Raw genomic sequence first — 24,311 nt, 5'->3', positions numbered from 1 at the left:
CGCCGCCGGCCCCCGGCGCCGGCTCCAACGCCGGCTCCAACGCCGGCTGTAATCGCCTTCCACCGCATAATCGCCGAGTCCACGCTCGGACCCACGCTGCATGAACGATATCTTCCGCTCGTTTGGCCGCGCGCTCGTCAGCCAGCTGCATCCCCGCATGCTGCTGCTGACCGTGCTGCCTTTCGTCCTGGCCACGCTCTTCTGGGGCGGGCTGCTCTGGTGGGGCTGGGATCCCATCATGACCGCCACGCGCGGTTTCCTCGAGACTTCGGTGCTGACCAGCTGGATCTACAGCGCACTGGACTGGTTTAGCCTGCAATCGATGCGGGCCGTGGTGGCGCCGCTGTTCGTCGCCGCGCTGGCGGTGCCGCTGGTGATCGCATCGATGCTGATGTTTATCGGCGTGTTCTCGGTGCCGGCCGTGGTGCGCCACCTGGAGCGCAGCTACCCGGATTTGTCCAAGGCCCACGGCGGTAGCGTGCTCGGCAGCGTGTTCCAGTCCCTGGGCAGCACCGTCGTGTTCCTGTTGCTGGTGCTGGTGACGCTGCCGCTGTGGCTGGTGCCGCCGTTCTTTGCGCTGATTCCGCCGGTGCTGTGGGGCTGGCTCACCTACCGGGTGATGACCTATGACGCGCTGTCCGACCATGCCAGCGCGGAAGAGCGCAAGACGCTGATGCGGCGCCACCGCACGCCGCTGCTGGTGATCGGCGTGGCGGTGGGCCTGCTGGGCTCGGCGCCGACACTGCTGTGGGTGTCGTCCGCGGCGGTGATCTTCCTGTTCCCGTTCGTGCTGGCAGGCACGCTGTGGCTGTATGTGCTGATCTTTATCTTTTCGGCGCTGTGGTTTGGCCACTTCTGCCTGCGCGCGCTGGCGCAGCTGCGCGCCGAACGCGCTGCGCCGCCTCCGGCGCAGCAGCCAGCCGGTCCGTCCGCGGGCGGAGACATCATCGACCTGGCGCCCTCCGACGTGCGGCGCATCGAACATTCCTGAAGCGAGGGCAACATGGGTTTCGGCCTGATCATTATCGGCGACGAGATTCTGTCGGGACGACGCGAAGACAAGCATCTGCGCCGCACCATTGAACTGCTGGGCAAGCGTGGCCTGGCGCTGGACTGGGCGCAGTATGTCGGCGACGACCGCGGCCGCATCACCGCCACGCTCAAGCGCACCTTCGCCGGCACTGACGTGGTGTTCTGTACCGGGGGCATCGGGGCAACGCCCGACGACCATACGCGCCAGTGCGCGGCCGCGGCGCTCGGCGTGCCGCTGCAGCTGCATCCCGAGGCGCGCGAGCAGATCGCGCTGCGCATCGCGGAGACCGCCGGCGGCGATCCCGTCAAGGCCGACCTGAACCAGCCGGAAAACCAGCACCGTTTCAAGATGGGCGAGTTCCCCGAAGGCGCGCGCATCATCCCCAACAGCTACAACCGCATTCCGGGCTTTTCCGTGGGACATCACCACTTCATGCCCGGCTTCCCGGTGATGGCATGGCCGATGATGGAGTGGGTGCTCGACCATGAGTATGCGCACCTGTTCCACCAGGTGCAGCACCAGGAGCGCGCCTTCTATGTGTTCGAGGCGCCCGAGTCCACGCTGACCCCGCTGATGGAGAGGGTCGAAGCCGCATTCGAAGGCATCCGCGTGTTCAGCCTGCCTTCGGTCGGCGACGTGCAGCGCGGCGACCGCTTCGCACGCCGGCATATTGACCTGGGCGTCAAGGGTCCGGCCGACCTGGTGGCTCCCGCCTATGCCATGCTGCTGGACGGAGTGCGTGCGATGGGGTTTGAGGTCGTCGAGCAGCCGCTGCGGGAATCGGCGCGGGCCTGAGCGTTCGCGGCGGCGGCGCAAACAATAAGGGGCAGCCTGGCTGCCCCTTTCGTCATGCTGGCGCGGCGGGCGCTCAGGCGCCGTGCCACGGCAGTCCGCGCACGCACCAGCCTTCGACCGTCTTGCGGTGGTGATGCTCGTCGCGGTTGCCCTCGAAGCCTTCCAGCACGTCCATGGCGAAGTGGTAGCCGGCTTCGGTCGCCACGCGCGCGGCGTGCTTTGAGCGGGCCGCGCTGCGGCACAGGAACAGCACCGGCACGTCGGCCGGCACGCGCGCCTTCAGGTCCTCGATGAAGCGGGCGTTCTGCGCGCCGCCGGGGTAGGACATCCATTCGACATGGGCGAACTGCGCGTCGGGCACATCGACGCCGCCGACCCAGTCCAGCTCGGCCTGCGTGCGCACGTCGACCAGCACCGCGGCGGGGTCGTTCTGCAGCAGGGCATAGGCTTCCTGCGGCGACAGCGCACCGAAGTACGGGAGCTGGTTCTGTTGCTGGCGCTGCTGGGCCGCCAGGAGGAGATCGTCTCGGGTGGTCATCTGCGTGACAAATGAAATGGATGGAATAGGGGGCGCGAAGGCCGTAACACGGTATTCTATAGCGCCGCGGCAACCCGGCGGCCGCAACGTGCGTCAGCGCTGGCTGGTTGGCGCCAGGAGTGGGCAAGAATGACCGTTTTTGGTGCTTGCGCACTAATGCGGTGCGATAACTTGCTCATTGCACCATTGTGGTGTTTTATTGGTGGGCGGTCTGCGAAAGTGCATGTCGATGGTGCGCCACTCGGTCGCTCAACTGCACGAACGATCCGGACTGCGTCACCCCGCGATGGTGCGCGGTTCGCCGGAGTTGCACATTTTTCGGGCCGGGGAAAGCAGTGGGGCGTTTGCTTGGCACGCTTTCTGCTAACATTCCTCCGTCCTTTCGTGGCGAGGTCGGCAAGCGCGGCGACATGCAGCGGCGCCGCCGGCGACAGGCCCAAGAATTGGCTTTCTCAGACATTTGCCGAATACCCAGGAGATTGGCATGGCCCACAGCGTTGCAGACGTGATGAAGCTGGTGAAGGAAAACGACGTCAAGTTCGTCGACTTCCGTTTCACCGATACCAAAGGCAAGGAGCAACACGTGTCCGTGCCCGTGTCGCACTTCGATGAAGACAAGTTCGAAAGCGGCCACGCTTTCGACGGCTCGTCGATCGCCGGCTGGAAGGGTATCGAAGCTTCGGACATGCTGCTGATGCCGGATTCGAACACGGCTCACATCGACCCGTTCTACGAAGAGCCGACGCTGGTGCTGTCGTGCGACGTGATCGAGCCGTCGGATGGCAAGGGCTATGACCGCGACCCGCGTTCGATCGCCAAGCGCGCCGAAGCCTACCTGAAGAGCACTGGTCTGGGCGACACCGCCTTCTTCGGTCCGGAACCCGAATTCTTCATCTTCGACGGCGTGACCTGGAACGTCGACATGCAAGGCTGCTTCGTGAAGATCCATTCCGAAGAAGCCCCGTGGTCGTCGGGCAAGGAATTCGAGCACGGCAACGCCGGCCACCGTCCGGGCAAGAAGGGCGGCTATTTCCCGGTCGCCCCGATCGACACCTTCCAGGACATGCGTTCGGAAATGTGCCTGATCCTGGAATCGCTGGGCATCCCCGTTGAAGTCCACCACCACGAAGTGGCTGGCCAGGGCCAGAACGAAATCGGCACCAAGTTCAGCACGCTGGTGCAGCGCGCCGACTGGACCCAGCTGCAGAAGTACGTGATCCAGAACGTCGCCCACACCTACGGCAAGACCGCTACGTTCATGCCGAAGCCGGTCGTTGGCGACAATGGCTCGGGCATGCACGTGCACCAGTCCGTGTGGAAGGACGGCCAGAACCTGTTCGCTGGCAACGGCTACGCCGGCCTGTCGGAATTCGCGCTGTACTACATCGGCGGCATCATCAAGCACGCCCGCGCGCTGAACGCCATCACCAACCCGGGCACGAACTCGTACAAGCGCCTGGTGCCGGGCTTCGAAGCGCCGGTGAAGCTGGCCTACTCGGCCCGCAACCGTTCGGCTTCGATCCGTATTCCGTACGTGGCCAACCCGAAGGGCCGCCGCATCGAGACCCGCTTCCCGGATCCGCTGATGAACCCGTACCTGGGCTTCTCGGCACTGCTGATGGCCGGCCTGGACGGCGTGATGAACAAGATCCACCCGGGCGAAGCCGCCGACAAGAACCTGTACGACCTGCCGCCGGAAGAGGATGCAAAGATCCCGACCGTCTGCTCGAGCCTGGACCAGTCGCTGGAGTACCTGGACAACGACCGCGAATTCCTGACTCGCGGCGGCGTGTTCTCGAACTCGATGATTGATGCCTACATCGAACTGAAGATGGAAGAAGTTACGCGTTTCCGCATGACCACGCACCCGGTCGAGTTCGAAATGTACTACTCGCTGTAAGCGGCCCTTGCCCGGAAATGACACAGGTTGTGACCGGGCAACAGTTGCACCAGAAAGGGGCGGCTTCGGCTGTCCCTTTTTGCTTTGCTCGCTAGAATGGGGAATCCGATCCCATCCCGATCCATCCCTGTTCACACCTAACGCCATGTCCATGGACGCTTCATCGCGCAAGGCCGGCCGGGCCGCGTCGCTGCACCAATTTCGTGTTTGCTTCCCTGTTCTGGTGAGTGCCCTGGCATTGACGCTTGGTGCCTGGGCCGTGCCGTCGCGGGCGCAGTCGTCTTCCGACGTCTACGTTTGCACCGGACCCAACGGTGTTCCCGAATATCGCAATGGCAACGCCGGCAAGGGGTGCAAGAAGCTGAACCTGCCGGACGTGGTGACCGTGCCTGGCGGGCGTATCGCACCGGCGCCGGCGCCGGCCAAGGGCGCTGCGGCAACGGCCAGCAACGCCAGCTTCCCGCGCGTGGACAGTGCCACGCAGCGCAGCCGCGACAGCGAGCGCAGAACCGTGCTCACGCAGGAGCTGCAGGCCGAAGAGGCCAAGCTGCAGGCGCTGCGCGCCGAATACAACAACGGCCAGCCCGAACGCCAGGGCAACGAGCGCAACTATCAGAAATACCTGGATCGCACCGCGTCGCTGCGTGACGACATCACGCGCAGCGAGGCCAACGCCGCATCGCTGCGGCGCGAGCTTGGCAACCTGAAGGACTAAGTCTTATGCGTCGCCTGATTCGCGGTGTGTCGCGCAAGGTCGGTGGTGCCGACAGTGTCCGTGGCGAGACCTCCGCGCCGGACCTCGTGCAATCGGGTGGCGGCGCCCAGGTGTTGCCCATGGGTGTGGTGGCCTTCCATGCCGGTCTCGACGTGGTCGCCAACCCGGTGCTGCTGGTGAGGCAGCCCGGCCTGCGCGTGGTCTACGCCAATCCCGCCGCCGAGGCGACCTTCGGTGTGTCGCGCCGGGGCATGGTGGAGCTGTCGCTGCCGGACCTGTTCGGCCACTCGGACGAACTGCACAACATGCTCGACACCGTGGTCGCGCGCCAGTTCGACGTGCGCCGGCAGGACCTGGTGCTGCAGCCGCCGCTGCAGGAACCGATCCATGCGCACGTCGTGATCGCCGCATTGGAAGCGTCCGGCGACACCGTCGTGGTGGAGATCCTCCCCAACGAGCAGAAGGTGCGCAGCGACCGCGAGGAACGCATCCTCGACCTGACCTCGGCCAACAAGGAACTGATCCGCAACCTGGCGCACGAGATCAAGAACCCGCTCGGCGGCATCCGCGGTGCCGCGCAACTGCTGGAGTTCGAGCTGCCGGAGCGCTCGCTGCGCGAATACACGCAGGTCATCATCAAGGAGTCGGACCGGCTGCAGACGCTGGTCGACCGCCTGCTGGAGCCGCACCGCCATCCGCATATCGTGTCGAGCCTGAACATCCACGAGGTGCTGGAGCGCGTGCGCTCGGTGGTGCTGGCCGAGTTTCCGAACGGCCTGGAGATCGTGCGCGACTACGACGCCAGCCTGCCCGAGCTGCAGGGCGACATGGAGCAGCTGATCCAGGCGGTGCTCAACATCGTGCACAACGCCGCGCAGGCGCTGGCCGATCGCATTGCGCGCGGCGATGCGCAGATTGTGCTGCGCACGCGCGTGGCGCGCCAGGTCACCATCGCCAAGCGCCTGTTCAAGCTGGCATTGGACTTGCATGTGATCGACAACGGCCCGGGTATCCCGGAAGACATTCGCGAGCGCATCTTCTATCCGCTGGTATCGGGTAGGGATGGCGGCAGCGGTCTCGGTCTCACACTCGCTCAAACCTTCGTGCAGCAGCACGAGGGCTTGATCGAATGCGAGAGCCGGCCGGGCTGTACCGACTTCCGCATCCTGCTGCCGTTGCACTAGCTGTCCGCGAGCGATCGCGCCGCAGTGCCGGGCATGCGGAAGACCAAATGACACCGAGCAGACAAGCGACGCACATGAAGCCGATCTGGATAGTCGACGACGATCAATCAATCCGCTGGGTCCTGGAAAAGGCCCTTGCCCGTGAAAGCCTGCTCTCGCGCAGCTTCACCAATGTGCGAGACGTGCTGGCCGCGCTGGAGGAAGACCAGCCGCAGGTGCTGATTTCCGATATCCGCATGCCCGGCGGCTCCGGGCTGGATCTGCTGCAGGCCATCAAGGCGCGCCATCCGGGGCTGCCGGTCATCGTGATGACCGCCTACTCCGACCTGGACAGCGCCGTGGCGGCGTTCCAGGGTGGCGCCTTTGAATACCTGGCCAAGCCGTTCGATGTCGACAAGGCGGTCGAGCTGATCCGCCGCGCGCTGGAAGAAAGCCTGCGCGAAGAAGAAATGGACGACCGGCTGGTCGACGCGCCCGAGATCCTCGGCCAGGCGCCGGCGATGCAGGACGTGTTCCGCGCCATCGGGCGGCTGTCGCAGTCGAACGTCACGGTGATGATCACTGGCGAGTCCGGCACAGGCAAGGAACTGGTCGCGCGCGCGCTGCACAAGCACAGCCCGCGCGCCAACGGCCCGTTTATCGCGCTCAACACCGCGGCCATTCCGAAGGACCTGCTCGAATCCGAACTGTTCGGCCACGAGCGCGGCGCCTTCACCGGCGCGCAGACCATGCGGCGCGGCCGCTTCGAGCAGGCCGAGGGCGGCACGCTGTTCCTCGATGAAATCGGCGACATGCCGTTCGATTTGCAGACGCGCCTGCTGCGCGTGCTGTCCGACGGCAATTTCTATCGCGTCGGCGGCCACAACCCTTTGCGCGCCAATGTGCGGGTCATTGCCGCCACGCACCAGAATCTGGAGCTGCGCGTCAAGGAAGGCCTGTTCCGCGAGGACTTGTTCCACCGCCTGAACGTGATCCGGCTGCGCCTGCCGCCGCTACGCGAGCGCCCGGAGGACATTACGCTGCTGGCGCGCCATTTCCTGCAGAAGAGCGCCAAGGAACTGGGTGTCGAGCCCAAGCGCATGTCGGACGAGGCGCTGGCCTATGTCAGCACGCTGCCGTTCCCCGGCAACGTGCGCCAGCTCGAGAATCTGTGCAACTGGCTCACGGTGATGGCACCGGCGCAGACCATCGAGGTCAAGGACCTGCCGCGCGAGATGCTGGAGGCCGGCACCAGCGAGCCGATCAATGCGCCGCGGCCCGAGCGCGTGGTTGAGGCGCGTGCCGCCGAGTACGAAGCCGGTCATGAGTTGGCCGACTACGGCGGCTTTGCCATGCCGGTGGCGGAGGCGGATACGGCGACGGTGGTGCGGCCGGCGCCGGCTGCCAGCGCCGCGCCGGCCGGCGCCACCGCAGGCTGGGAACACCTGCTGGCCGGCGAAGCGCGCGCCATGCTCGAGGCCGGGCAGCCGGAGGTCATGGATGTGCTGACACGCCGGTTCGAGAAGGCGGTGCTGGAAGCCGCGCTCGGTGTCACGCGCGGGCGCCGGGTGGAGGCCGCGACGCGGCTGGGCATCGGGCGAAATACCATTACGCGCAAGCTGCAGGAACTGGGGTTCGACTGAGCGGACAGAGTGCAAAAAGAAACGGCCGGGCATATCCCCGGCCGTCTTGCGTTGTTGCCTCCGTTGGCTCTCAGCCGCGCGCCTGCACCAGCCGCTGCGCCATCTCCGCGAACCCTTCGCCACCCGACGCCGCAGTGATATAAGCCGGCGGCACCGGCAATTGCGGCAGGATATCCCGCACATTGGCCACCCCGACCGACAGCGGAAAGTGCGCGAACATGCTGGCATCGTTGGCCGAATCGCCGATAAACAGCCATTCATCGTGGCGCGCATCCAGGTCTTCGCCCAGTAGTTCCGCCACGCACAGCTTGCTCATCGACAGCTTGTCGTGCTGTCCGAACCAGCCGTTGACATGGATCGAGCTGACCGTGGCGGTCATGCCGGCCTCGCGCATCAGCGCGGCGATCCGGGCAACCGCTTCTTGCGGTAGCGGCGGCACATCTTCGGCATGGTCGATCGCCAGGTCGGCGGCGTGCCAGGCCTGGTCCGACGCCAGCGCGCAGCCCGGCACCTCAAGCAGGATGCGCCGGCCAAGCGCATCGATGCGCTCGAGGTTGCGCGCGCGGGTGGACGCGTCGTCCAGGAAGCGGGTGTGCAGCCGGCCATTGCGCAGGTGCGAATAGAAGGCACCGTTCTCGCCGATGATCGCGTCCACCGGCCACAGGCGGGTCAGGATCTCGGCCCACGCAATGCAGCGCCCCGTCACCGGGATGACGTGCAGGCCGGCCCGGCGCAGCCCGTCCAGCGCCAGATAGGTGGAGGCGGGCAGCCGACCGTCGGTGGTCAGCGTGCCGTCGATATCGGTCAGCACGCCGCGCACGCGCTGCAGCACGGAATTAGAGAGCTTGTTCAGGGATTGCATGGCGGGCCATTGTAGCCGTGGTTCAGTCGTCTTCGTCGGTTATGTTGGTTATTGCGGCGCAAAACGGCCGAGATCCGTGAAGTTGCGGATTTGCTTGCCCGGGTGCGACCGGCGTAACATGCCGCTGTCACAAAAGAATCACATGCTGTCGGATTTCCGATCGCCCAGAAACAAGTGAGACCAAGGAGAGCCACCCATGTCCGTATCCCGTACCGCGCTTAAACTTGCCGTGCTGGCCGCCCTGGCCGGGGCCGGCAGCGCGCAGGCCGCCGTTGAAATCCAGTGGTGGCACGCCATGCAAGGCGCGCTGAACGACAAGGTGAACGAAATCGCCAACAAGTTCAACGCCAGCCAGTCCGAATACAAGGTGGTCCCGGTCAACAAGGGCAACTACGACGAAACCATGGCGGCCGGCATCGCCGCCTTCCGTGCCGGCGGCGCGCCGGCCATCCTGCAGGTATTCGAAGTCGGCACCGCCACCATGATGAGCGCCAAGGGCGCGATCAAGCCGGTGTCGACGGTAATGAAGGACGCCGGCGAGAACTTCGACCAGAAGGCCTACATCCCGGCCGTGGCGGGCTACTACACCTCGTCCAAGGGCGAGATGCTGTCGTTCCCGTTCAACAGCTCGACCACGGTCTTCTACTACAACAAGGATGCCTTCAAGAAGGCCGGCCTGGACCCGGAGAAGGCACCCAAGACCTGGCCGGAGGTGATGCAGTACTCGGCCAAGCTGAAGGCATCGGGAACCAACTGCGCGTACACCACCGACTGGCAGGGCTGGGTCCACCTGGAAAGCTTCTCGGCCTGGCACAACACGCTGTACGCAACCAAGAACAACGGCTTCGGCGGCACCGACACGCGCCTGGTCTTCAACAGCCCGCTGCACGTCAAGCACATCACCAATCTGCAGGACATGGTGAAGAAGGGCTACTTCAGCTATGGCGGCCGCAAGGCGGAATCACAGGCCAAGTTCTATAACGGCGAGTGCGCGATGTTCACCGGCTCGTCGGCCTCGCTGGCCAATATTCGCAAAAACGCCAAGTTCGCGTTCGCGGTGGCCCAGCTGCCTTACTACCCGGACGTGCAGGGCGCCCCGCAGAACACCATCATCGGTGGCGCCTCGCTGTGGGTGATGGGCGGCAAGAAGCCGGACGAGTACAAGGGCGTGGCCAAGTTCTTCAACTTCCTGTCGCGTCCGGAGATCCAGTCCGACTGGCACCAGGCCACAGGCTACCTGCCGGTGACGATGGCCGCCTATGAGCTGACCAAGAAGTCCGGCTACTACGACAAGAACCCGGGCGCCGATGTGTCGGTGCAGCAGATGGTCGTCAAAACCACCGACAAGTCGCGCGGCGTGCGGCTGGGCAACATGGTGCAGATTCGTACCGTGGTGGACGAGGAACTGGAAGCCGTCTGGGCTGGCAAGAAGGAGCCCAAGGCAGCGCTGGATTCGGCCGTGGCCCGTGGCAACGATCTGCTGGAGCGCTTCCAGAAGACCGCGCGCGAATAAGCGCGGCCTGAAGGCAAGCTGACAAGACAGGGCGGGCGGCGGCGAAACCTCCGCCCGCTTGCATTGTGGCCGGCTACATCCGGCCGTACCTGGAACGATGCCGCAACCCGCGGCATCCGCCGGAATCCGTTCATGGAAAAACGCGTTGTTTTCCGCTCGCCGTGGCTGCCGTATCTGCTGGTCTTGCCGCAGATCGCGATCACGCTGATCTTTTTCTTCCTGCCCGCGGGGCAGGCGTTGTACCAGTCGATGCTGCAGCAGGATGCCTTCGGCATCAACCTGGAATTCGTCGGCCTCGATAACTTCCGCATGCTGTGGAGCGACCCGCTGTATGTGGAGTCGTTCCAGACCACCGCGATCTTCGCCATCGGCGTCACCGTGGTGGGCCTGACCACCGCGCTGGCGCTGGCCTATTTTGCCGACCGCGTGATCCGCGCCGCGGTCGGCTACAAGACCTTGCTGATCTGGCCGTACGCGGTCGCGCCGGCGGTAGCGGGCGTGCTGTGGATGTTCATGTTCAACCCGACGCTGGGCGTGGTCTCGTATTTGCTGCGCAAGATGGGCGTGGAATGGAACTTCCTGCTCAATGGCAACCAGGCGCTGCTACTGGTGGTGCTCGCCGCGGCATGGAAGCAGATCAGCTACAACTTCCTGTTCTTCCTGGCCGGGTTGCAGAGCATCCCGCGCTCGTTGATTGAAGCCGCGGCCATCGACGGCGCCGGGCCGTGGCGCCGCTTCTGGTCGATCATCTTCCCGCTGCTGTCGCCGACCACCTTCTTCCTGATGGTGATCAACGTGGTCTACGCATTCTTCGATACCTTCGCGATCATCGACGCAGTCACGCACGGCGGGCCCTTCAACTCGACCAACACGCTGGTGTACAAGGTCTTCCATGACGGCTTCCGCGGCATGGATATCGGTGGCTCGGCCGCGCAGTCGGTGGTGCTGATGGTGATCGTGATCGCGCTGACCGTGGTGCAGTTCCGCTACGTGGAACGCAAGGTCCAGTACTGACGGAGGCAGCCATGGTAGAACGACGTCCTTTCCTTGATTTCCTGACCCACGCGGTGCTGATCCTTGGCATCGTGGTGGTGGTGTTCCCGGTGTACCTGACCTTCGTCGCGTCGACGCTGACCGCGGAGGAAGTGCTGGACGCACCGATGACGCTGATCCCCGGCAGCCACCTGATCGAGAACTATCGCACGGTGCTGTTCCAGGGCGTGGGCGAGGCGGCTTCGCCGGTCTCGACCATGATGAAGAACAGCCTGATCATGGCGCTCGGCATCGCGCTGGGCAAGATCGCGATCTCGATCATCTCGGCCTTTGCCATCGTCTATTTCAAGTTCCCGCTGCGCAAGACCTTTTTCTGGCTGATCTTCATCACGCTGATGCTGCCGGTTGAGGTGCGGATCCTGCCGACCTACAAGGTCGTGTCGGATCTCGGGCTGCTCGACAGCTACTTCGGCCTGACCATTCCGATCATCGCGTCGGCGACGGCGACCTTCCTGTTCCGCCAGTTCTTCCTCACCATTCCCGATGAACTGGCGGAAGCCGCGCGCATCGACGGCGCCGGGCCGCTGCGCTTCTTCTGGGACGTGGTGCTGCCGCTGTCGCGCACCAGCATCGCCGCGCTGTTCGTGATCCAGTTCATCTACGGCTGGAACCAGTACCTGTGGCCGCTGCTGATCACCACGCAGAAGTCGATGACGCCGGTGGTGGTGGGCGTGACGCAGATGATCTCGCGCTCGGGCGATGCCGCCACCGACTGGAACCTGGTGATGGCCACGGTGATGCTGGCGATGATCCCGCCTGCGGTGGTGGTGGTGCTGATGCAGAAGTGGTTCGTCAAGGGCCTGGTCGAAACCGAAAAATAAGCGGAACAACAAGGCGCGGCGCGCCACCCGCGCGCGCGCAGGACAACAGCAATGGCAAAACTGTCGCTTCGCAACGTTCAGAAAACCTACGCCGGCGGTACCCAGGTGGTGCACGGCATCGACATGGAAATCGCCGACGGCGAGTTCATCGTCATCGTCGGCCCGTCGGGCTGCGGCAAGTCAACGCTGCTGCGCATGGTGGCGGGGCTGGAAACCATCACCGGCGGCGAGATCCATATCGGCGACAAGGTCGTCAACAACCTGGAGCCGGCCGAGCGCGACATCGCCATGGTGTTCCAGAACTACGCGCTCTATCCGCACATGAGCGTGTACGACAACATGGCCTACGGCCTGAAGATCCGCGGCATGGCCAAGGCCGAGATCCAGCAGCGCGTGGAGCATGCTGCCGGCATCCTGGAACTGTCGCCGCTGCTGGACCGTAAGCCGCGCCAGCTGTCGGGCGGGCAGCGCCAGCGCGTGGCCATGGGCCGGGCGATCGTGCGCGAGCCGGCGGTGTTCCTGTTCGACGAGCCGCTGTCCAACCTCGACGCCAAGCTGCGCGTGCAGATGCGGCTGGAACTGAAGGAGCTGCATCGCCGCCTCGGCACCACCAGCCTGTACGTGACGCACGACCAGGTCGAGGCGATGACGCTGGCCGACCGCATGATGGTGCTCAATGCGGGCCGCGTGGAGCAGATCGGCACGCCGCTTGAAGTCTATTCGAAGCCGGCCAGCACCTTCGTGGCGGGCTTTATCGGTTCGCCGCCGATGAACCTGATCCCAGTGGTGCGCAACGGCGCTGGCGATGGTGGCGCGCAGATGCGGGTGGTAGCGAAGGAGGGCGCCGGCGGCGCCAGCGCTACGCTCGGCCACCTGCCGATGGGGTTGCACCTGCCCGAACAGGCGTTGCTGGGGCTGCGGCCGGAACATATCGAGCCGTGCGCCTCGCACGAGGCCATCGCCGAAGTCGATGTGCGCGTGGTGGAGGCGCTCGGCGCCGACTCGTTCGCGTACGGCTCGCTCGGCGGCCAGCCGGTGGTGGTGCGGCTGGAGAGCCATGCCCGGGTGCGCGCCGGCGACCGCCTGCCTGTGACCTCGTCGCCCGACCACCTGCATTTCTTCGCTCCGGATACCGGAAAGCGCATCGAGGCCTGACATGCCAGCCATTGCAGACACCCAATCCTGGCCGTACCCGCGCCATATCGCGCACCGTGGCGCAGGCAAGCTGGCACCAGAGAACACGCTCGCCGCATTCCGCCACGGCGCCGGCTTCGGGTACCGGATGTTCGAGTTCGACGTCAAGCTGTCTGCCGACGGCAAGCCGGTGCTGATGCACGACGCGACGCTCGACCGCACCACCAGCGGCAAAGGCAGGGTCGATGCGCTGACGCTGGGCGAGCTGGCGCTGCTCGATGCCGGCAGCTGGCACAGCCCGGCCTGGGCCGGCGAGCCGGTGCCGACGCTGGCCGCCATCGCCCGCTATACGCAGGCCAACGGCTTCCTGGCCAATATCGAGATCAAGCCGGTGCCCGGCACCGAAGCACGCACCGGCGCGGCGGTCGCGCTGGATGCCGCGGCGCTGTGGGCCGGCGCCGCGGTGCCGCCGCTGCTGTCGTCGTTCTCGGAAGAGGCGCTGATTGCGGCAGCGCACGTGGCGCCGGACCTGCCACGGGCGCTGCTGCTCGACAAGCTGCCGGGAGACTGGCTCGAGCGGCTGCGCCGGCTCGGCTGCGTGGCACTCGATGCAAATTACCGCGAGCTGGACGAGGGTGTCATTGCGGCCGCGCACGCGGCCGGCTACCGCGTCCTAAGCTATACCGTGAACGACCTGGCGAAGGCAGTGCAACTGCTGGGCTGGGGGCTGGACGGGCTGATCACCGATGCCGTCGACAACATAGAGCCGCGCTTCTGATTGTTGTGCGGCTGTTGCCAAAACGCCGATGACGAGGCGAATTGTCGTGCGATGAAGTTTCGTATCGCGAAAAGTACACATTGCTTAAAAGCAAACGTGCTATGCTTACCGCCGTGAAGACTTAAGGTCCTTCCCCGCACAACTTGCCCTTTCGGGCCTTGTGAGGAAGCCAGCACATCCGGCGCCCCAGTGGTGCCGTTTGCGTAGGGTCCTCAGTTGGGCTCCCAAGAGTTGTTTGCAATCCGCTAACCGGTCAAGCCGTGTCGCGGAAGGTTGAATAACCCGCTGAACTCCGGCATACCCGGAGAAAAGTGAGCGTCCCATGATGCAGCAGTACCAGAGCAATTCGTACCTCTTCGGCGGTAACGCCCCGTATGTCGAAGAACTGTACGAAGCTTACCTCCAGAATCCCGCCTCGGTTCCCGACAACTGGCGTTCGTACTTCGACGCCATGCAGAACGTTCCCGCCGTCGACGGCTCGAACGGCCGGGATGTTGCCCACGCTCCCATCGTTGCCTCGTTCGCCGAGCGCGCCAAGCAAGGCCCCATCAAAACCATCGTTGCCTCGGCCGATTCCGACATGGGCCGCAAGCGCGTCGCTGCCACCCAGCTGATCGCCGCCTACCGCAACATCGGTTCGCACTGGGCCGACCTGGACCCGCTCAAGCGTCAGGAGCGTCCGCCCCTGCCGGATCTGGACCCCGCGTTCTACGGTTTTTCCGAAGCTGACCTCGACATCGTCTTCAATGCCAGCAATACGTACTTTGGCAAGGAGTCGATGAGCCTGCGCGAGCTGCTGAACAACCTGCGCGAAACCTACTGCGGCACCATCGGCGCCGAATTCATGTACGTGAGCGACCAGGCGCAGAAGCGCTGGTGGCAGGAGCGCCTGGAAACCACGCGTTCCAAGCCGGTCTTCACGCTGGAGAAGAAGAAGCACATCCTCGACCGCCTGACCGCGGCCGAAGGCCTGGAGCGCTTCCTCCACACCAAGTACGTGGGCCAGAAGCGCTTCTCGCTGGAAGGCGGCGAGAGCTTCATCGCCGCGATGGACGAACTGATCCAGCACGCCGGCACCAAGGGTGTGCAGGAAATCGTGATCGGCATGGCCCACCGCGGCCGCCTGAACGTGCTGGTCAACACCCTGGGCAAGATGCCCGCCGACCTGTTCGCCGAATTCGAAGGCAAGCACGTCGACGACCTGCCTGCCGGTGACGTCAAGTACCACAAGGGCTTCTCGAGCGATGTCTCGACCGAGGGCGGCCCGGTCCACCTGTCGCTGGCGTTCAACCCATCGCACCTGGAAATCGTCAACCCGGTGGTCGAAGGCTCGGCCAAGGCCCGCCAGGAACGCCGCGGCGAAGTCGGCCACAAGGAAGTGCTGCCGGTGCAGGTCCACGGCGACGCCGCCTTTGCCGGCCAGGGCGTGGTCATGGAGACGCTGAACCTCGCGCAGACCCGCGGCTACGGCACGGGCGGCACGATGCACATCGTCATCAATAATCAGATCGGCTTCACCACCTCCGACCCGCGCGACGCCCGCTCGACGCTGTACTGCACGGACGTGGTCAAGATGATCGAGGCCCCGGTGCTGCACGTGAACGGGGACGATCCCGAAGCCGTGGTGTACGCCATGCAACTGGCCGTTGATTTCCGCATGGAATTCAACAAGGACGTCGTGGTCGACATCATCTGCTTCCGCAAGCTGGGCCACAACGAGCAGGACACCCCCGCGGTCACGCAGCCGCTGATGTACAAGAAGATTGGCCAGCACCCCGGCACGCGCAAGCTGTACGCCGACAAGCTGGCCGCGCAGAACCTGGTTGCTGCCAGCTTCGGCGACGAGAAGGTCAAGGAATACCGCGCCGCGATGGACGCCGGCAAGCATACCGCCGACCCTGTCCTGTCGAACTTCAAGAACAAGTTCGCCGTGGACTGGATGCCGTTCCTGAACCGCAAGTGGACCGACGCCGCCGACACCGCCGTGCCGGTGACCGAACTGAAGCGCCTGGCCGAACGCATCACCACCACGCCTGAAACGCTGAAGCTGCACCCGCTGGTGGAGAAGGTCGTCAAGGATCGCGCCAACATGGGCCGTGGCGACCAGCCGCTGGACTGGGGCATGGGCGAGCACCTGGCCTTCGCCTCGCTGGTGTCGTCGGGCTACCCCGTGCGCATCACCGGCCAGGACGCGGGCCGCGGCACCTTTACCCACCGCCACAGCGTGCTGCACGACCAGGCGCGCGAGCGCTGGGATGCCGGTTCGTATGTGCCGCTGCAGAACGTGTCGGAAAACCAGGCACCGTTCACGGTGATCGACTCGGTGCTGTCGGAAGAAGCCGTGCTCGGCTTCGAATACGGCTATTCCGCAGCCGAGCCGAACGCGCTGGTGATCTGGGAAGCCCAGTTCGGCGACTTCGTCAACGGCGCCCAGGTGGTGATCGACCAGTTCATCTCGTCGGGTGAAGTGAAGTGGGGCCGCGCCTCGGGCCTGACCCTGATGCTGCCGCACGGCTACGAAGGCCAGGGTCCGGAACACAGCTCGGCTCGTATCGAGCGTTTCCTGCAGCTCTGCGCGGACCACAACATGCAGGTTTGCCAGCCGACCACGCCGGCCCAGATCTTCCACCTGCTGCGCCGCCAGATGATCCGTCTGTTCCGCAAGCCGCTGGTGATCATGACGCCGAAGTCGCTGCTGCGTAACAAGGACGCCGTGTCGCCGCTGTCGGACCTGGCCAAGGGCCACTTCGAGACGGTCATTGGCGACCAGGAAGAACTGAACGCCAGCAAGGTCAAGCGCGTCATCATGTGCTCGGGCAAGGTCTACTACGACCTGGTCAACACGCGCAAGGAACGCGAGGCCAACGACACCGCGATCATCCGCCTGGAACAGCTGTACCCGTTCCCGCACAAGGCCATCGCCGCGGAGCTGAAGAAGTATCCGAACGCCACCGAGATCGTGTGGTGCCAGGACGAGCCGCAGAACCAGGGCGCCTGGTTCTTCGTGCAGCACTACATCATGGAAAACATGACGGATGGCCAGAAGCTCGGTTATGCCGGTCGTCCCGCCTCGGCTTCGCCGGCGGTGGGCTACTACGCAAAGCACAACGAGCAACAGAAGGCGCTGCTGGAGGCTGCCTTCGCCAAGCTCAAGGGCTTTGTTCTGACCAAGTAATCGTGGCAGCCACGGCGACGCGCGCAGGTGCGCCGTGGCTTGCCAATATAAAGACAACACGCATAACACGAGGAATTCACAACCATGGCTATTGTTGACGTCAAGGTTCCGCAGCTGTCCGAATCGGTCGCCGAAGCGACCATGCTCAACTGGAAGAAGAAGCCGGGCGAAGCCGTTGCCCAGGACGAGATCCTGATCGAAATCGAAACCGACAAGGTCGTGCTGGAAGTGCCGGCCCCGTCGGCTGGCGTGCTGTCGATCATCGTCAAGAACGACGGCGACACCGTCGTCGCGGATGAAATCATCGCCAAGATCGACACCGAAGCCACCGCTGGCGCCGCTGCCCCCGCGGCCGCTGCCCCGGCTCCGGCTGCTGCCGCTCCGGCACCGGCCGCCGCTCCGGCCGCCGCCGGCGCCGTGGCCATGCCGTCGGCTGCCAAGCTGATGGCTGAAGCCGGCCTGTCGGCTGGTCAGGTTGCCGGCACCGGCAAGGACGGCCGCATCACCAAGGGCGACGCGATTGCCGCCGCCGCCGCTCCGGCCGCCAAGGCCGCCCCGGCCCCGGCCGCGGCCAAGCCGGCGCTGCAGCAGGTTTCCGCTCCGGTCGACTTCGCCGCGCTGGGCGACCGTCCGGAAGAGCGCGTGCCGATGAGCCGCCTGCGCGCCCGTATCGCCGAGCGCCTGCTGCAGTCGCAAGCCACCAACGCCATCCTCACCACCTTCAATGAAGTCAACATGAAGCCGGTGATGGACCTGCGCAACAAGTACAAGGACCGCTTCGAGAAGGAACACGGCGTGAAGCTGGGCTTCATGTCGTTCTTCGTCAAGGCCGCGGTGCACGCGCTGAAGAAGTTCCCGCTGATCAATGCTTCGATCGACGGCAACGACATCGTCTATCACGGCTACTTCGACATCGGTATCGCCGTGGGCTCGCCGCGTGGCCTGGTGGTGCCCATCCTGCGCAACGCCGACCAGATGAGCCTGGCCGACATCGAGAAGAAGATCGCCGAGTTCGGCGTCAAGGCCCGTGACGGCAAGCTGTCGCTGGAAGAACTGAGCGGCGGTACCTTCTCGATCTCCAACGGTGGCGTGTTCGGCTCGATGCTATCGACCCCGATCATCAACCCGCCGCAATCGGCCATCCTGGGCGTGCACGCCACCAAGGATCGCCCGGTGGTGGAAGACGGCCAGATCGTGATCCGCCCGATGAACTACCTGGCCATGTCCTACGACCACCGCATCATCGACGGCCGCGAAGCCGTGCTGGGCCTGGTCGCCATGAAGGACGCGCTGGAAGATCCGGCCCGCCTGCTGCTGGACCTGTAATCGACGGTCCCCCGCGCGCGTCGGCTCATGCCGACGCGCGTGGCGCGCATCTCCAGATTTGATCGCGCGCCGGCACACGCTGCCGGTGCCACAAAGGAATTCCCATGAGCAAACAATTCGACGTGCTGGTGATCGGCGCCGGCCCCGGCGGCTATATCGCCGCGATCCGCGCCGGCCAGCTCGGCCTGAACGTGGCCTGCTGCGAAGGCAATGCGTACGACGATCCCAAGAACGAGCCGCGCCTGGGCGGCACCTGCCTGAACGTGGGCTGCATCCCGTCCAAGGCACTGCTGGCTTCCTCGGAAGAGTTCGAGAACGCCCAGCACCACCTCGCCGACCACGGCATCACCGTGGGCGACGTCAAGGTCGACGTGTCCAAGATGCTCAAGCGCAAGGACGATATCGTCGGCAAGATGACCAAGGGCATCGAGTTCCTGTTCCGCAAGAACAAGGTGACGCTGCTCAAGGGCTACGGCAAGTTCGTCGGCAAGACCGCGGAGGGCTTCCAGGTCGAGATCGCCGGTGAAGTCGTGACCGCCAAGCAGGTCATCATCGCCACCGGTTCGAAGGCTCGCCACCTGCCGGGCGTCAAGGTCGACAACGACCTGATCAGCGATAACGAGGGCGCGCTCAAGTTCCCCGCAGTGCCGAAGAAGCTGGGCGTGATCGGCGCCGGCGTGATCGGCCTGGAGCTGGGCTCGGTGTGGCGCCGCCTGGGTGCCGACGTGACCGTGCTGGAAGCGCTGCCCGCATTCCTGGGTTCCGCCGACGAAGGCGTGGCCAAGGAAGCCCAGAAGCAGCTGACCAAGCAGGGCCTGAAGTTCAGCCTCGGCGTGAACGTGAACGAAGTGACGACCGGCAAGAACGGCGTCACCGTCAAGTACACCGACAAGGACGGTGCTGCACAGACCCTGGAAGTCGATCGCCTGATCGTGTCGGTCGGCCGCGTGCCCAACACCGACAACCTGGGCCTGGACGCTGTCGGCCTGGCCGCCGACCAGCGCGGTTTCATCGAGGTGGACGACCACTGCGCCACCAAGGTGCCGGGCCTGTGGGCCATCGGCGACGTGGTGCGCGGACCGATGCTGGCGCACAAGGCCGAGGACGAGGGCGTGGCCGTGGCCGAGCGCATCGCCGGCCAGAAGCCGCACATCGACTACAACTGCGTGCCGTGGGTGATCTACACCTTCCCGGAAATCGCATGGGTCGGCAAGACCGAAGCCCAGCTCAAGGCCGAAGGCCGCGAGTTCAAGGCTGGCCAGTTCCCGTTCATGGCCAACGGCCGTGCGCTGGGCATGGGCCATCCGGACGGCTTCGTCAAGATGCTGGCCGATGCCAAGACCGACGAAATCCTGGGCGTGCATATCGTTGCCGCCAACGCGTCGGACCTGATCGCCGAAGCCGTGGTGGCGATGGAGTTCAAGGCCGCCAGCGAAGATATCGGCCGCGTCTGCCACCCGCACCCGTCGATGTCGGAAGTCATGCGCGAAGCCGCGCTGGCTGTCGACAAGCGTCAGCTCAATATGTAAGGCGCATGCCAGTCCACTGAATCATTGAAATGGCCGGTGAAGGACACGCCATGCGGGATACAGCGCTAGGCGCAAAGCGCAGCAATAGCACAGCTATTGCGAGCATTTGCAACGACGCGATGTGCCCGCATGACGTGGCAGGCACCGACCAATTTCAGTGATTCGGTGGACCAACATGGCCTGAGTACCGGCGCGCCGCATCAGCGGCGCGCCGTTTTCACTTGCGGCGCGTGCCGCGTGAGCCCCCAGCATGAACGTCACTGAGTACTACGAGAAGGAACTGAAGGAGCGCGGCTACACGTCCGACGAGGCGCAGTTGCGTGCCGTGGCGCGGCTGCAGCAGTGCTACGACGAATGGGTCGCCTACAAGAGCCGCCGCAACAACGCGCTGAAGAAGCTGCTGGTCCGTCCCGACGTGCCCAAGGGCGTCTACATGTGGGGCGGGGTGGGGCGCGGCAAGTCCTTCCTGATGGACAGCTTCTATACCTGCGTGCCGGTGGTGCGCAAGACGCGGCTGCACTTCCACGAATTCATGCGCGAGGTCCATCGCCAGCTGGAAGAGCTGCGCGGCCGTCCCGATCCGCTGGACGAGCTGGCCAAACGCATTGCGCGCCGGTTCCGCCTGATCTGTTTCGATGAGTTCCATGTCAGCGACGTCGCTGACGCGATGATCCTGCACCGCCTGCTGCAACAGCTGTTCGACAACGGCGTGCAGTTTGTGATGACTTCCAATTACCGGCCGGACCTGCTCTATACGGACGGCCTGCACCGGGACCGTGTGCTGCCCGCCATCGCGCTGATCCAGCAGAAGATGGACGTGCTCAACGTGGATGCCGGCATCGACTACCGCAAGCGCGCGCTGGAACAGGTGCAGGCTTACCACACGCCACTCGACGCCGGCGCGAACTCGGCGCTGCGCGATGCCTTCACGTCGATTGCCGGCGTGGCCGACGAGTCGCCGCTGCTGCATATCGAGCACCGCGAACTGCGCGCGCTGCGCAAGGCCAATGGCGTGGTGTGGTTCGACTTCGCCACGCTGTGCGGCGGGCCGCGCTCGCAGAACGATTACCTGGAACTGGCTTCGCAGTTCCATACCGTGATCCTGTCCGACGTGCCGCGCATGACACCGCGCATGTCGTCGGAAGCACGGCGCTTTACCTGGCTGATCGACGTCTTCTACGACCACAAGGTCAAGCTGCTGATGTCGGCAGAAGTGCCGGCGGACGAACTCTACACCGAGGGACAGATGGCCAACGAATTCCACCGGACCGTGTCGCGCATCATCGAGATGCAGTCGCGCGAGTACCTGGAATCCGAGCGCCGCACCATGGATACGTCGCTCACCTGAGGGTTGCCAAGCGTTGCATTTCGGCCCGGCGCGACGATAGCCGGGCCGCATTGACTTAGATCAAGGTCGATGCCGGGACCGCCCTATACCCTGCAGGGGGTAGAAAAAGGTCCCCCATGTCGTCCCCAGCCACCATCCCTTCCGCCAGCGTGCTGGCCATGCATGCAGCGTCCGCCGTGCCTGCCGCCAACGCCGGCGCGGCCACTGCCGGGGCGCAACTCGCATGCTTCCATTGCGGCCTGCCGGTCACGCAGGCCGAGCCGCTGGCAGCCGAACTGGACGGCGCCCGCCGGGTCTTCTGCTGTGGGGGCTGCCAGGCACTCGCACAGACCCTCTACGCGGCCGGATTTGCCCATCTTTATGGTGACGAGGCCCGCTTTGCCCGCCCGATCGACGACGCGGCGCGGCGCGAAGCCGAACCGATCTGGGCCGCCTACGACACTCCCGAATTGCGCACCCAGTTCGTGCGTCCGCTCGACAACGGCCGGGCCGAGATCACGCTGGCGCCCGAGAACATCCGGTGCGCCGCCTGCGCCTGGCTGATCGAGCAGCACCTGACGCGCCAGCCCGGCGTGGAGTCCGCGGTGGCCAATGTTGCCACCCGCCGCGTGGTGGTGCGCTGGCGCGAAGGCACGCAGTCCGTGGCCGGATTGCTGGCGGCGCTCGCCGGCATCGGTTACATGGCGTGGCCGTTCGAGGTCTCGCGCACCGACCAGCAGGAGCGGCGAGCGCGCCGCAGCCTGCTGATGCGCATGGCCGTGGCCATGCTTGGCATGATGCAGGTGATGATGTATGCATGGCCGATCTACACGCATGAGGCCACCATCGACCCCGGCCAGCTGCAGCTGATGCGCTGGGCCAGCCTTGCGCTGACGCTGCCGGTGGTCTTCTATTCCGCATCGCCGATCTTTGCCGGCGCCTGGCGCAGCCTGCGTCAGCGCCATCTGGGCATGGACGTGCCGGTTGCCATCGGCGTCGGCGCGGGGTTTATCGCCAGCGCGCTGGCCACCGTGCGTGGCATCGGCGAGGTCTATTTCGATTCGGTGACGATGTTCGTCGCCTTCCTGCTGCTGGCGCGCTATCTCGAACTGCGCGTGCGCCAGGCATCGCGCAGCGGCGCCGAGATGCTGGCGCGCCAGCTGCCCGCCACCTGCGAGCGGCTTGCCGGAATAGGGGCCACGGGTGAACGCATCCCGGTGGCACGTTTGCGCCAGGGCGACCTGATCCGCGTGAAGGCGGGCGAGATCGTACCCGCCGACGGCACCGTCGTCGCCGGCGCCAGCGAACTGGACGAGTCCATGCTGACCGGCGAAAGCCGGCCGGTGCGCCGCGGTGCTGGCGAAACCGTGCTGGCCGGCTGCTTCAACACCGCCAGCCCGCTGGAGCTGCGTGTGTCGCGCGTGGGCGCCGGCACACGGCTGGCCGAGATCGTTGCGGTGCTTGACCGCGCGCTGGCGGAAAAGCCCCGCCTGGCCACGCTGGCCGACCGTGTCGCCGGCTGGTTCGTGGCCACGCTGCTGGTGCTTGCGGCGCTGACCGGGCTGGTGTGGGGGCTGTGGATCGATCCATCACGCGCGCTGCTGGTGACGATCGCAGTGCTGGTGGTGAGCTGCCCTTGCGCGCTGTCGCTGGCCACGCCCGCCGCGCTCGCCGCCGCGGGCGCCGCGTTGTCGCGGCGCGGCGTGCTGCTGACGCGCGGCCACGCGCTGGAGACACTGGCGCGGGTGACCGATGTGGTGCTGGACAAGACCGGCACCCTGACCGAAGGACGGTTTGCCGTTGCCGCAGTGCAGCCGCTGGCCGATCTTGGCGAGGCGCAATGCCTTGCACTGGCCGCGGCGATGGAACGCGGCGGCGAGCACCCCATCGCACGCGCGCTGCTCGCGGCAGCGCCTGATGGAGGGCGCCATGCCGGCGCGGTCACCGGCATCCGCAATGTGCCCGGACAGGGCCTTGAAGCCACGGTCGCCGGACGCCGCCTGCGGCTCGGCCGGCCGGATTTCGCGCGTGGCCTGGTTGGCGGCGGCTCTCCTGTGCACGTGCCGGCGGTTGCGGGCCCGATCCATCCCGGCGCCACGGTCGTGTGGCTGGCGGCACAGGAGGGCATGCTTGCCAGCTTCGTGCTGGCCGATGTCGAGCGTGCGCAGACTTCCGCGTTGCTGGCGCGGCTCGGCGCGCTGGGCGTGAACTGCCACCTCGTCTCCGGCGACAACGCCGCGGCCGTGCACTGGTGGGCAAAGCACTTCGGCATCGACGATGCCGCCGGCGAAGTGACGCCCGAGGGCAAGCGCGACTACGTCGCGCGGCTGCAGCAGGGCGGGGCGGTGGTGCTCGCCGTCGGCGACGGCATCAACGACGCCCCTGTGCTGGCGCAGGCGCAGGTCTCGATCGCGATCGGCAGCGGCGCGCCGCTGGCGCAGGCCGGCGCCGACGCGGTGCTGACACACGGCGGCATCGACGAGATCGCGACCGCGCTGGCGGTGTCGCGCAAGGCGCGGCGGGTGGTGCGGCAGAACCTGGGCTGGTCCTTCTTCTACAACGTGGTGGCGATCCCGCTGGCGGCGACCGGGCTGGTGACGGCATGGATGGCCGGTATCGGCATGTCGCTGTCGTCGCTGCTGGTGGTGGCCAACGCCTGGCGTCTGCTGCGCGCCGGCCGCAAGCCGGTCTAGGAGCCTCATGGAAACGCTTTACCTGCTCGTGCCGATGAGCCTGGTACTCGTCGTCGTGATCGCAGCCGCACTGTGGTGGGCATTGCATGCGGGCCAGTACGACGACCTCGACCGGCCCGCGGAATCGATCCTGCTTGACAACGACAAGCCTTGACGCGCGCATGTCCCGACATGCCATCGGGCCTCGGACCGGGGCCGCGCCGCGAGGTTCATTGCCGGTCCTGCGCGACTTGATAAAGATCAACACACCGGTGGCGGGGTTTTTCTAAAGTCGCAACGTCAGTAGGTTTTTTCTCTTCTCTTAGCTTTGGGG

Annotated in this window: 19 protein-coding genes; 17 read left to right on the top strand and 2 right to left on the bottom strand. The window is 65.5% G+C overall.

Annotated elements, in window-relative coordinates:
- The first annotated feature begins 100 nt into the window (after positions 1-100).
- Both VSR71_RS00275 and VSR71_RS00270 read left to right on the top strand, forming a co-directional pair.
- On the top strand, positions 101-991 hold the full coding sequence (locus VSR71_RS00275) for an EI24 domain-containing protein (protein WP_342912003.1): 891 nt from the start codon (positions 101-103) through the stop codon (positions 989-991).
- A 12-nt stretch (positions 992-1,003) separates the two neighbouring features.
- Positions 1,004-1,828 (top strand): competence/damage-inducible protein A, encoded by an 825-nt coding sequence (locus VSR71_RS00270; protein ID WP_342912002.1) that lies wholly within the window; start codon positions 1,004-1,006, stop codon positions 1,826-1,828.
- Between the two features lie 73 nt (positions 1,829-1,901).
- Here VSR71_RS00270 and VSR71_RS00265 read toward each other — a convergent pair whose 3' ends face one another.
- The gene (locus VSR71_RS00265) at positions 1,902-2,366 is read right to left on the bottom strand and encodes a rhodanese-like domain-containing protein (protein WP_342912001.1); all 465 of its coding nucleotides are present in this window, start codon (positions 2,364-2,366) and stop codon (positions 1,902-1,904) included.
- 484 nt (positions 2,367-2,850) lie between these two features.
- Between VSR71_RS00265 and VSR71_RS00260 the strand changes: the two genes are divergently transcribed.
- The 4 genes from VSR71_RS00260 to ntrC all read left to right on the top strand — a co-directional run bounded on the left by VSR71_RS00260 (position 2,851) and on the right by ntrC (position 7,787).
- The gene (locus VSR71_RS00260; protein WP_063238097.1) at positions 2,851-4,266 is read left to right on the top strand and encodes a 3-hydroxylaminophenol mutase; all 1,416 of its coding nucleotides are present in this window, start codon (positions 2,851-2,853) and stop codon (positions 4,264-4,266) included.
- A 151-nt stretch (positions 4,267-4,417) separates the two neighbouring features.
- A complete protein-coding gene (locus VSR71_RS00255; RefSeq protein WP_342912000.1) occupies positions 4,418-4,981 on the top strand; it encodes a DUF4124 domain-containing protein in 564 nt (187 codons plus the stop codon).
- 5 nt (positions 4,982-4,986) lie between these two features.
- Positions 4,987-6,165: a nitrogen regulation protein NR(II) gene (glnL, locus tag VSR71_RS00250; RefSeq protein WP_342911999.1), complete on the top strand. Its 1,179-nt coding sequence runs from the start codon at positions 4,987-4,989 to the stop codon at positions 6,163-6,165.
- A 74-nt stretch (positions 6,166-6,239) separates the two neighbouring features.
- Positions 6,240-7,787: a nitrogen regulation protein NR(I) gene (gene ntrC, locus VSR71_RS00245; RefSeq protein ID WP_342911998.1), complete on the top strand. Its 1,548-nt coding sequence runs from the start codon at positions 6,240-6,242 to the stop codon at positions 7,785-7,787.
- A gap of 70 nt (positions 7,788-7,857) precedes the next feature.
- On the opposite strand, the gene VSR71_RS00240 is transcribed toward ntrC, so the two are convergent.
- Positions 7,858-8,649 (bottom strand): HAD-IIB family hydrolase, encoded by a 792-nt coding sequence (locus VSR71_RS00240; RefSeq protein WP_342911997.1) that lies wholly within the window; start codon positions 8,647-8,649, stop codon positions 7,858-7,860.
- Positions 8,650-8,845: 196 nt separating this feature from the next.
- Between VSR71_RS00240 and ugpB the strand changes: the two genes are divergently transcribed.
- The 11 genes from ugpB (at position 8,846) to ccoS (ending at position 24,152) form a co-directional block, all read left to right on the top strand.
- Entirely contained in the window at positions 8,846-10,162 is a 1,317-nt protein-coding gene (gene ugpB / locus VSR71_RS00235; protein ID WP_342911996.1) for a sn-glycerol-3-phosphate ABC transporter substrate-binding protein UgpB, read from the top strand.
- A 132-nt stretch (positions 10,163-10,294) separates the two neighbouring features.
- Complete coding sequence (gene ugpA / locus VSR71_RS00230; RefSeq protein WP_342911995.1) at positions 10,295-11,176, top strand: sn-glycerol-3-phosphate ABC transporter permease UgpA; 882 nt, start codon at positions 10,295-10,297, stop codon at positions 11,174-11,176.
- Positions 11,177-11,187: 11 nt separating this feature from the next.
- A complete protein-coding gene (ugpE, locus tag VSR71_RS00225) occupies positions 11,188-12,036 on the top strand; it encodes a sn-glycerol-3-phosphate ABC transporter permease UgpE (RefSeq protein WP_133096505.1) in 849 nt (282 codons plus the stop codon).
- A 51-nt stretch (positions 12,037-12,087) separates the two neighbouring features.
- On the top strand, positions 12,088-13,191 hold the full coding sequence (locus VSR71_RS00220; protein WP_342911994.1) for a sn-glycerol-3-phosphate import ATP-binding protein UgpC: 1,104 nt from the start codon (positions 12,088-12,090) through the stop codon (positions 13,189-13,191).
- Position 13,192: 1 nt separating this feature from the next.
- The gene (ugpQ, locus tag VSR71_RS00215) at positions 13,193-13,948 is read left to right on the top strand and encodes a glycerophosphodiester phosphodiesterase (RefSeq protein ID WP_342911993.1); all 756 of its coding nucleotides are present in this window, start codon (positions 13,193-13,195) and stop codon (positions 13,946-13,948) included.
- Positions 13,949-14,270: 322 nt separating this feature from the next.
- Positions 14,271-17,123: a 2-oxoglutarate dehydrogenase E1 component gene (locus VSR71_RS00210; RefSeq protein WP_342911992.1), complete on the top strand. Its 2,853-nt coding sequence runs from the start codon at positions 14,271-14,273 to the stop codon at positions 17,121-17,123.
- A gap of 84 nt (positions 17,124-17,207) precedes the next feature.
- Positions 17,208-18,449 carry a 2-oxoglutarate dehydrogenase complex dihydrolipoyllysine-residue succinyltransferase gene (gene odhB / locus VSR71_RS00205; RefSeq protein WP_342911991.1) on the top strand — a complete coding sequence of 414 codons (1,242 nt, stop codon included), beginning with the start codon at positions 17,208-17,210 and terminating at the stop codon, positions 18,447-18,449.
- A gap of 104 nt (positions 18,450-18,553) precedes the next feature.
- A complete protein-coding gene (gene lpdA / locus VSR71_RS00200; RefSeq protein ID WP_342911990.1) occupies positions 18,554-19,978 on the top strand; it encodes a dihydrolipoyl dehydrogenase in 1,425 nt (474 codons plus the stop codon).
- A gap of 250 nt (positions 19,979-20,228) precedes the next feature.
- A complete protein-coding gene (gene zapE / locus VSR71_RS00195) occupies positions 20,229-21,326 on the top strand; it encodes a cell division protein ZapE (protein ID WP_342911989.1) in 1,098 nt (365 codons plus the stop codon).
- 116 nt (positions 21,327-21,442) lie between these two features.
- A complete protein-coding gene (locus tag VSR71_RS00190; protein WP_342911988.1) occupies positions 21,443-23,998 on the top strand; it encodes a heavy metal translocating P-type ATPase in 2,556 nt (851 codons plus the stop codon).
- Positions 23,999-24,005: 7 nt separating this feature from the next.
- Entirely contained in the window at positions 24,006-24,152 is a 147-nt protein-coding gene (ccoS, locus tag VSR71_RS00185; RefSeq protein WP_063238066.1) for a cbb3-type cytochrome oxidase assembly protein CcoS, read from the top strand.
- Positions 24,153-24,311 lie beyond the last annotated feature (159 nt).

The organism is Cupriavidus oxalaticus, from assembly GCF_038900635.1.
GTDB lineage: Bacteria > Pseudomonadota > Gammaproteobacteria > Burkholderiales > Burkholderiaceae > Cupriavidus > Cupriavidus oxalaticus_B.
Note: the sequence above shows the minus strand (reverse complement) of the source record. Positions and strands in the feature narration are given on the sequence as shown.

Bases quoted from the DNA above. Each gene is read 5' to 3' on its own strand.
- glnL (WP_342911999.1), top strand. From the start codon at position 4,987: ATGCGTCGCCTGATTCGCGGTGTGTCGCGCAAGGTCGGTGGTGCCGAC.
- lpdA (WP_342911990.1), top strand. From the start codon at position 18,554: ATGAGCAAACAATTCGACGTGCTGGTGATCGGCGCCGGCCCCGGCGGC.
- ntrC (WP_342911998.1), top strand. From the start codon at position 6,240: ATGAAGCCGATCTGGATAGTCGACGACGATCAATCAATCCGCTGGGTC.
- odhB (WP_342911991.1), top strand. From the start codon at position 17,208: ATGGCTATTGTTGACGTCAAGGTTCCGCAGCTGTCCGAATCGGTCGCC.
- ugpQ (WP_342911993.1), top strand. From the start codon at position 13,193: ATGCCAGCCATTGCAGACACCCAATCCTGGCCGTACCCGCGCCATATC.
- VSR71_RS00220 (WP_342911994.1), top strand. From the start codon at position 12,088: ATGGCAAAACTGTCGCTTCGCAACGTTCAGAAAACCTACGCCGGCGGT.
- zapE (WP_342911989.1), top strand. From the start codon at position 20,229: ATGAACGTCACTGAGTACTACGAGAAGGAACTGAAGGAGCGCGGCTAC.
- VSR71_RS00255 (WP_342912000.1), top strand. From the start codon at position 4,418: ATGGACGCTTCATCGCGCAAGGCCGGCCGGGCCGCGTCGCTGCACCAA.
- ccoS (WP_063238066.1), top strand. From the start codon at position 24,006: ATGGAAACGCTTTACCTGCTCGTGCCGATGAGCCTGGTACTCGTCGTC.
- VSR71_RS00190 (WP_342911988.1), top strand. From the start codon at position 21,443: ATGTCGTCCCCAGCCACCATCCCTTCCGCCAGCGTGCTGGCCATGCAT.
- VSR71_RS00270 (WP_342912002.1), top strand. From the start codon at position 1,004: ATGGGTTTCGGCCTGATCATTATCGGCGACGAGATTCTGTCGGGACGA.
- VSR71_RS00265 (WP_342912001.1), bottom strand. From the start codon at position 2,366: ATGACCACCCGAGACGATCTCCTCCTGGCGGCCCAGCAGCGCCAGCAA.
- ugpA (WP_342911995.1), top strand. From the start codon at position 10,295: ATGGAAAAACGCGTTGTTTTCCGCTCGCCGTGGCTGCCGTATCTGCTG.
- VSR71_RS00210 (WP_342911992.1), top strand. From the start codon at position 14,271: ATGATGCAGCAGTACCAGAGCAATTCGTACCTCTTCGGCGGTAACGCC.
- VSR71_RS00260 (WP_063238097.1), top strand. From the start codon at position 2,851: ATGGCCCACAGCGTTGCAGACGTGATGAAGCTGGTGAAGGAAAACGAC.
- ugpE (WP_133096505.1), top strand. From the start codon at position 11,188: ATGGTAGAACGACGTCCTTTCCTTGATTTCCTGACCCACGCGGTGCTG.
- VSR71_RS00275 (WP_342912003.1), top strand. From the start codon at position 101: ATGAACGATATCTTCCGCTCGTTTGGCCGCGCGCTCGTCAGCCAGCTG.
- ugpB (WP_342911996.1), top strand. From the start codon at position 8,846: ATGTCCGTATCCCGTACCGCGCTTAAACTTGCCGTGCTGGCCGCCCTG.
- VSR71_RS00240 (WP_342911997.1), bottom strand. From the start codon at position 8,649: ATGCAATCCCTGAACAAGCTCTCTAATTCCGTGCTGCAGCGCGTGCGC.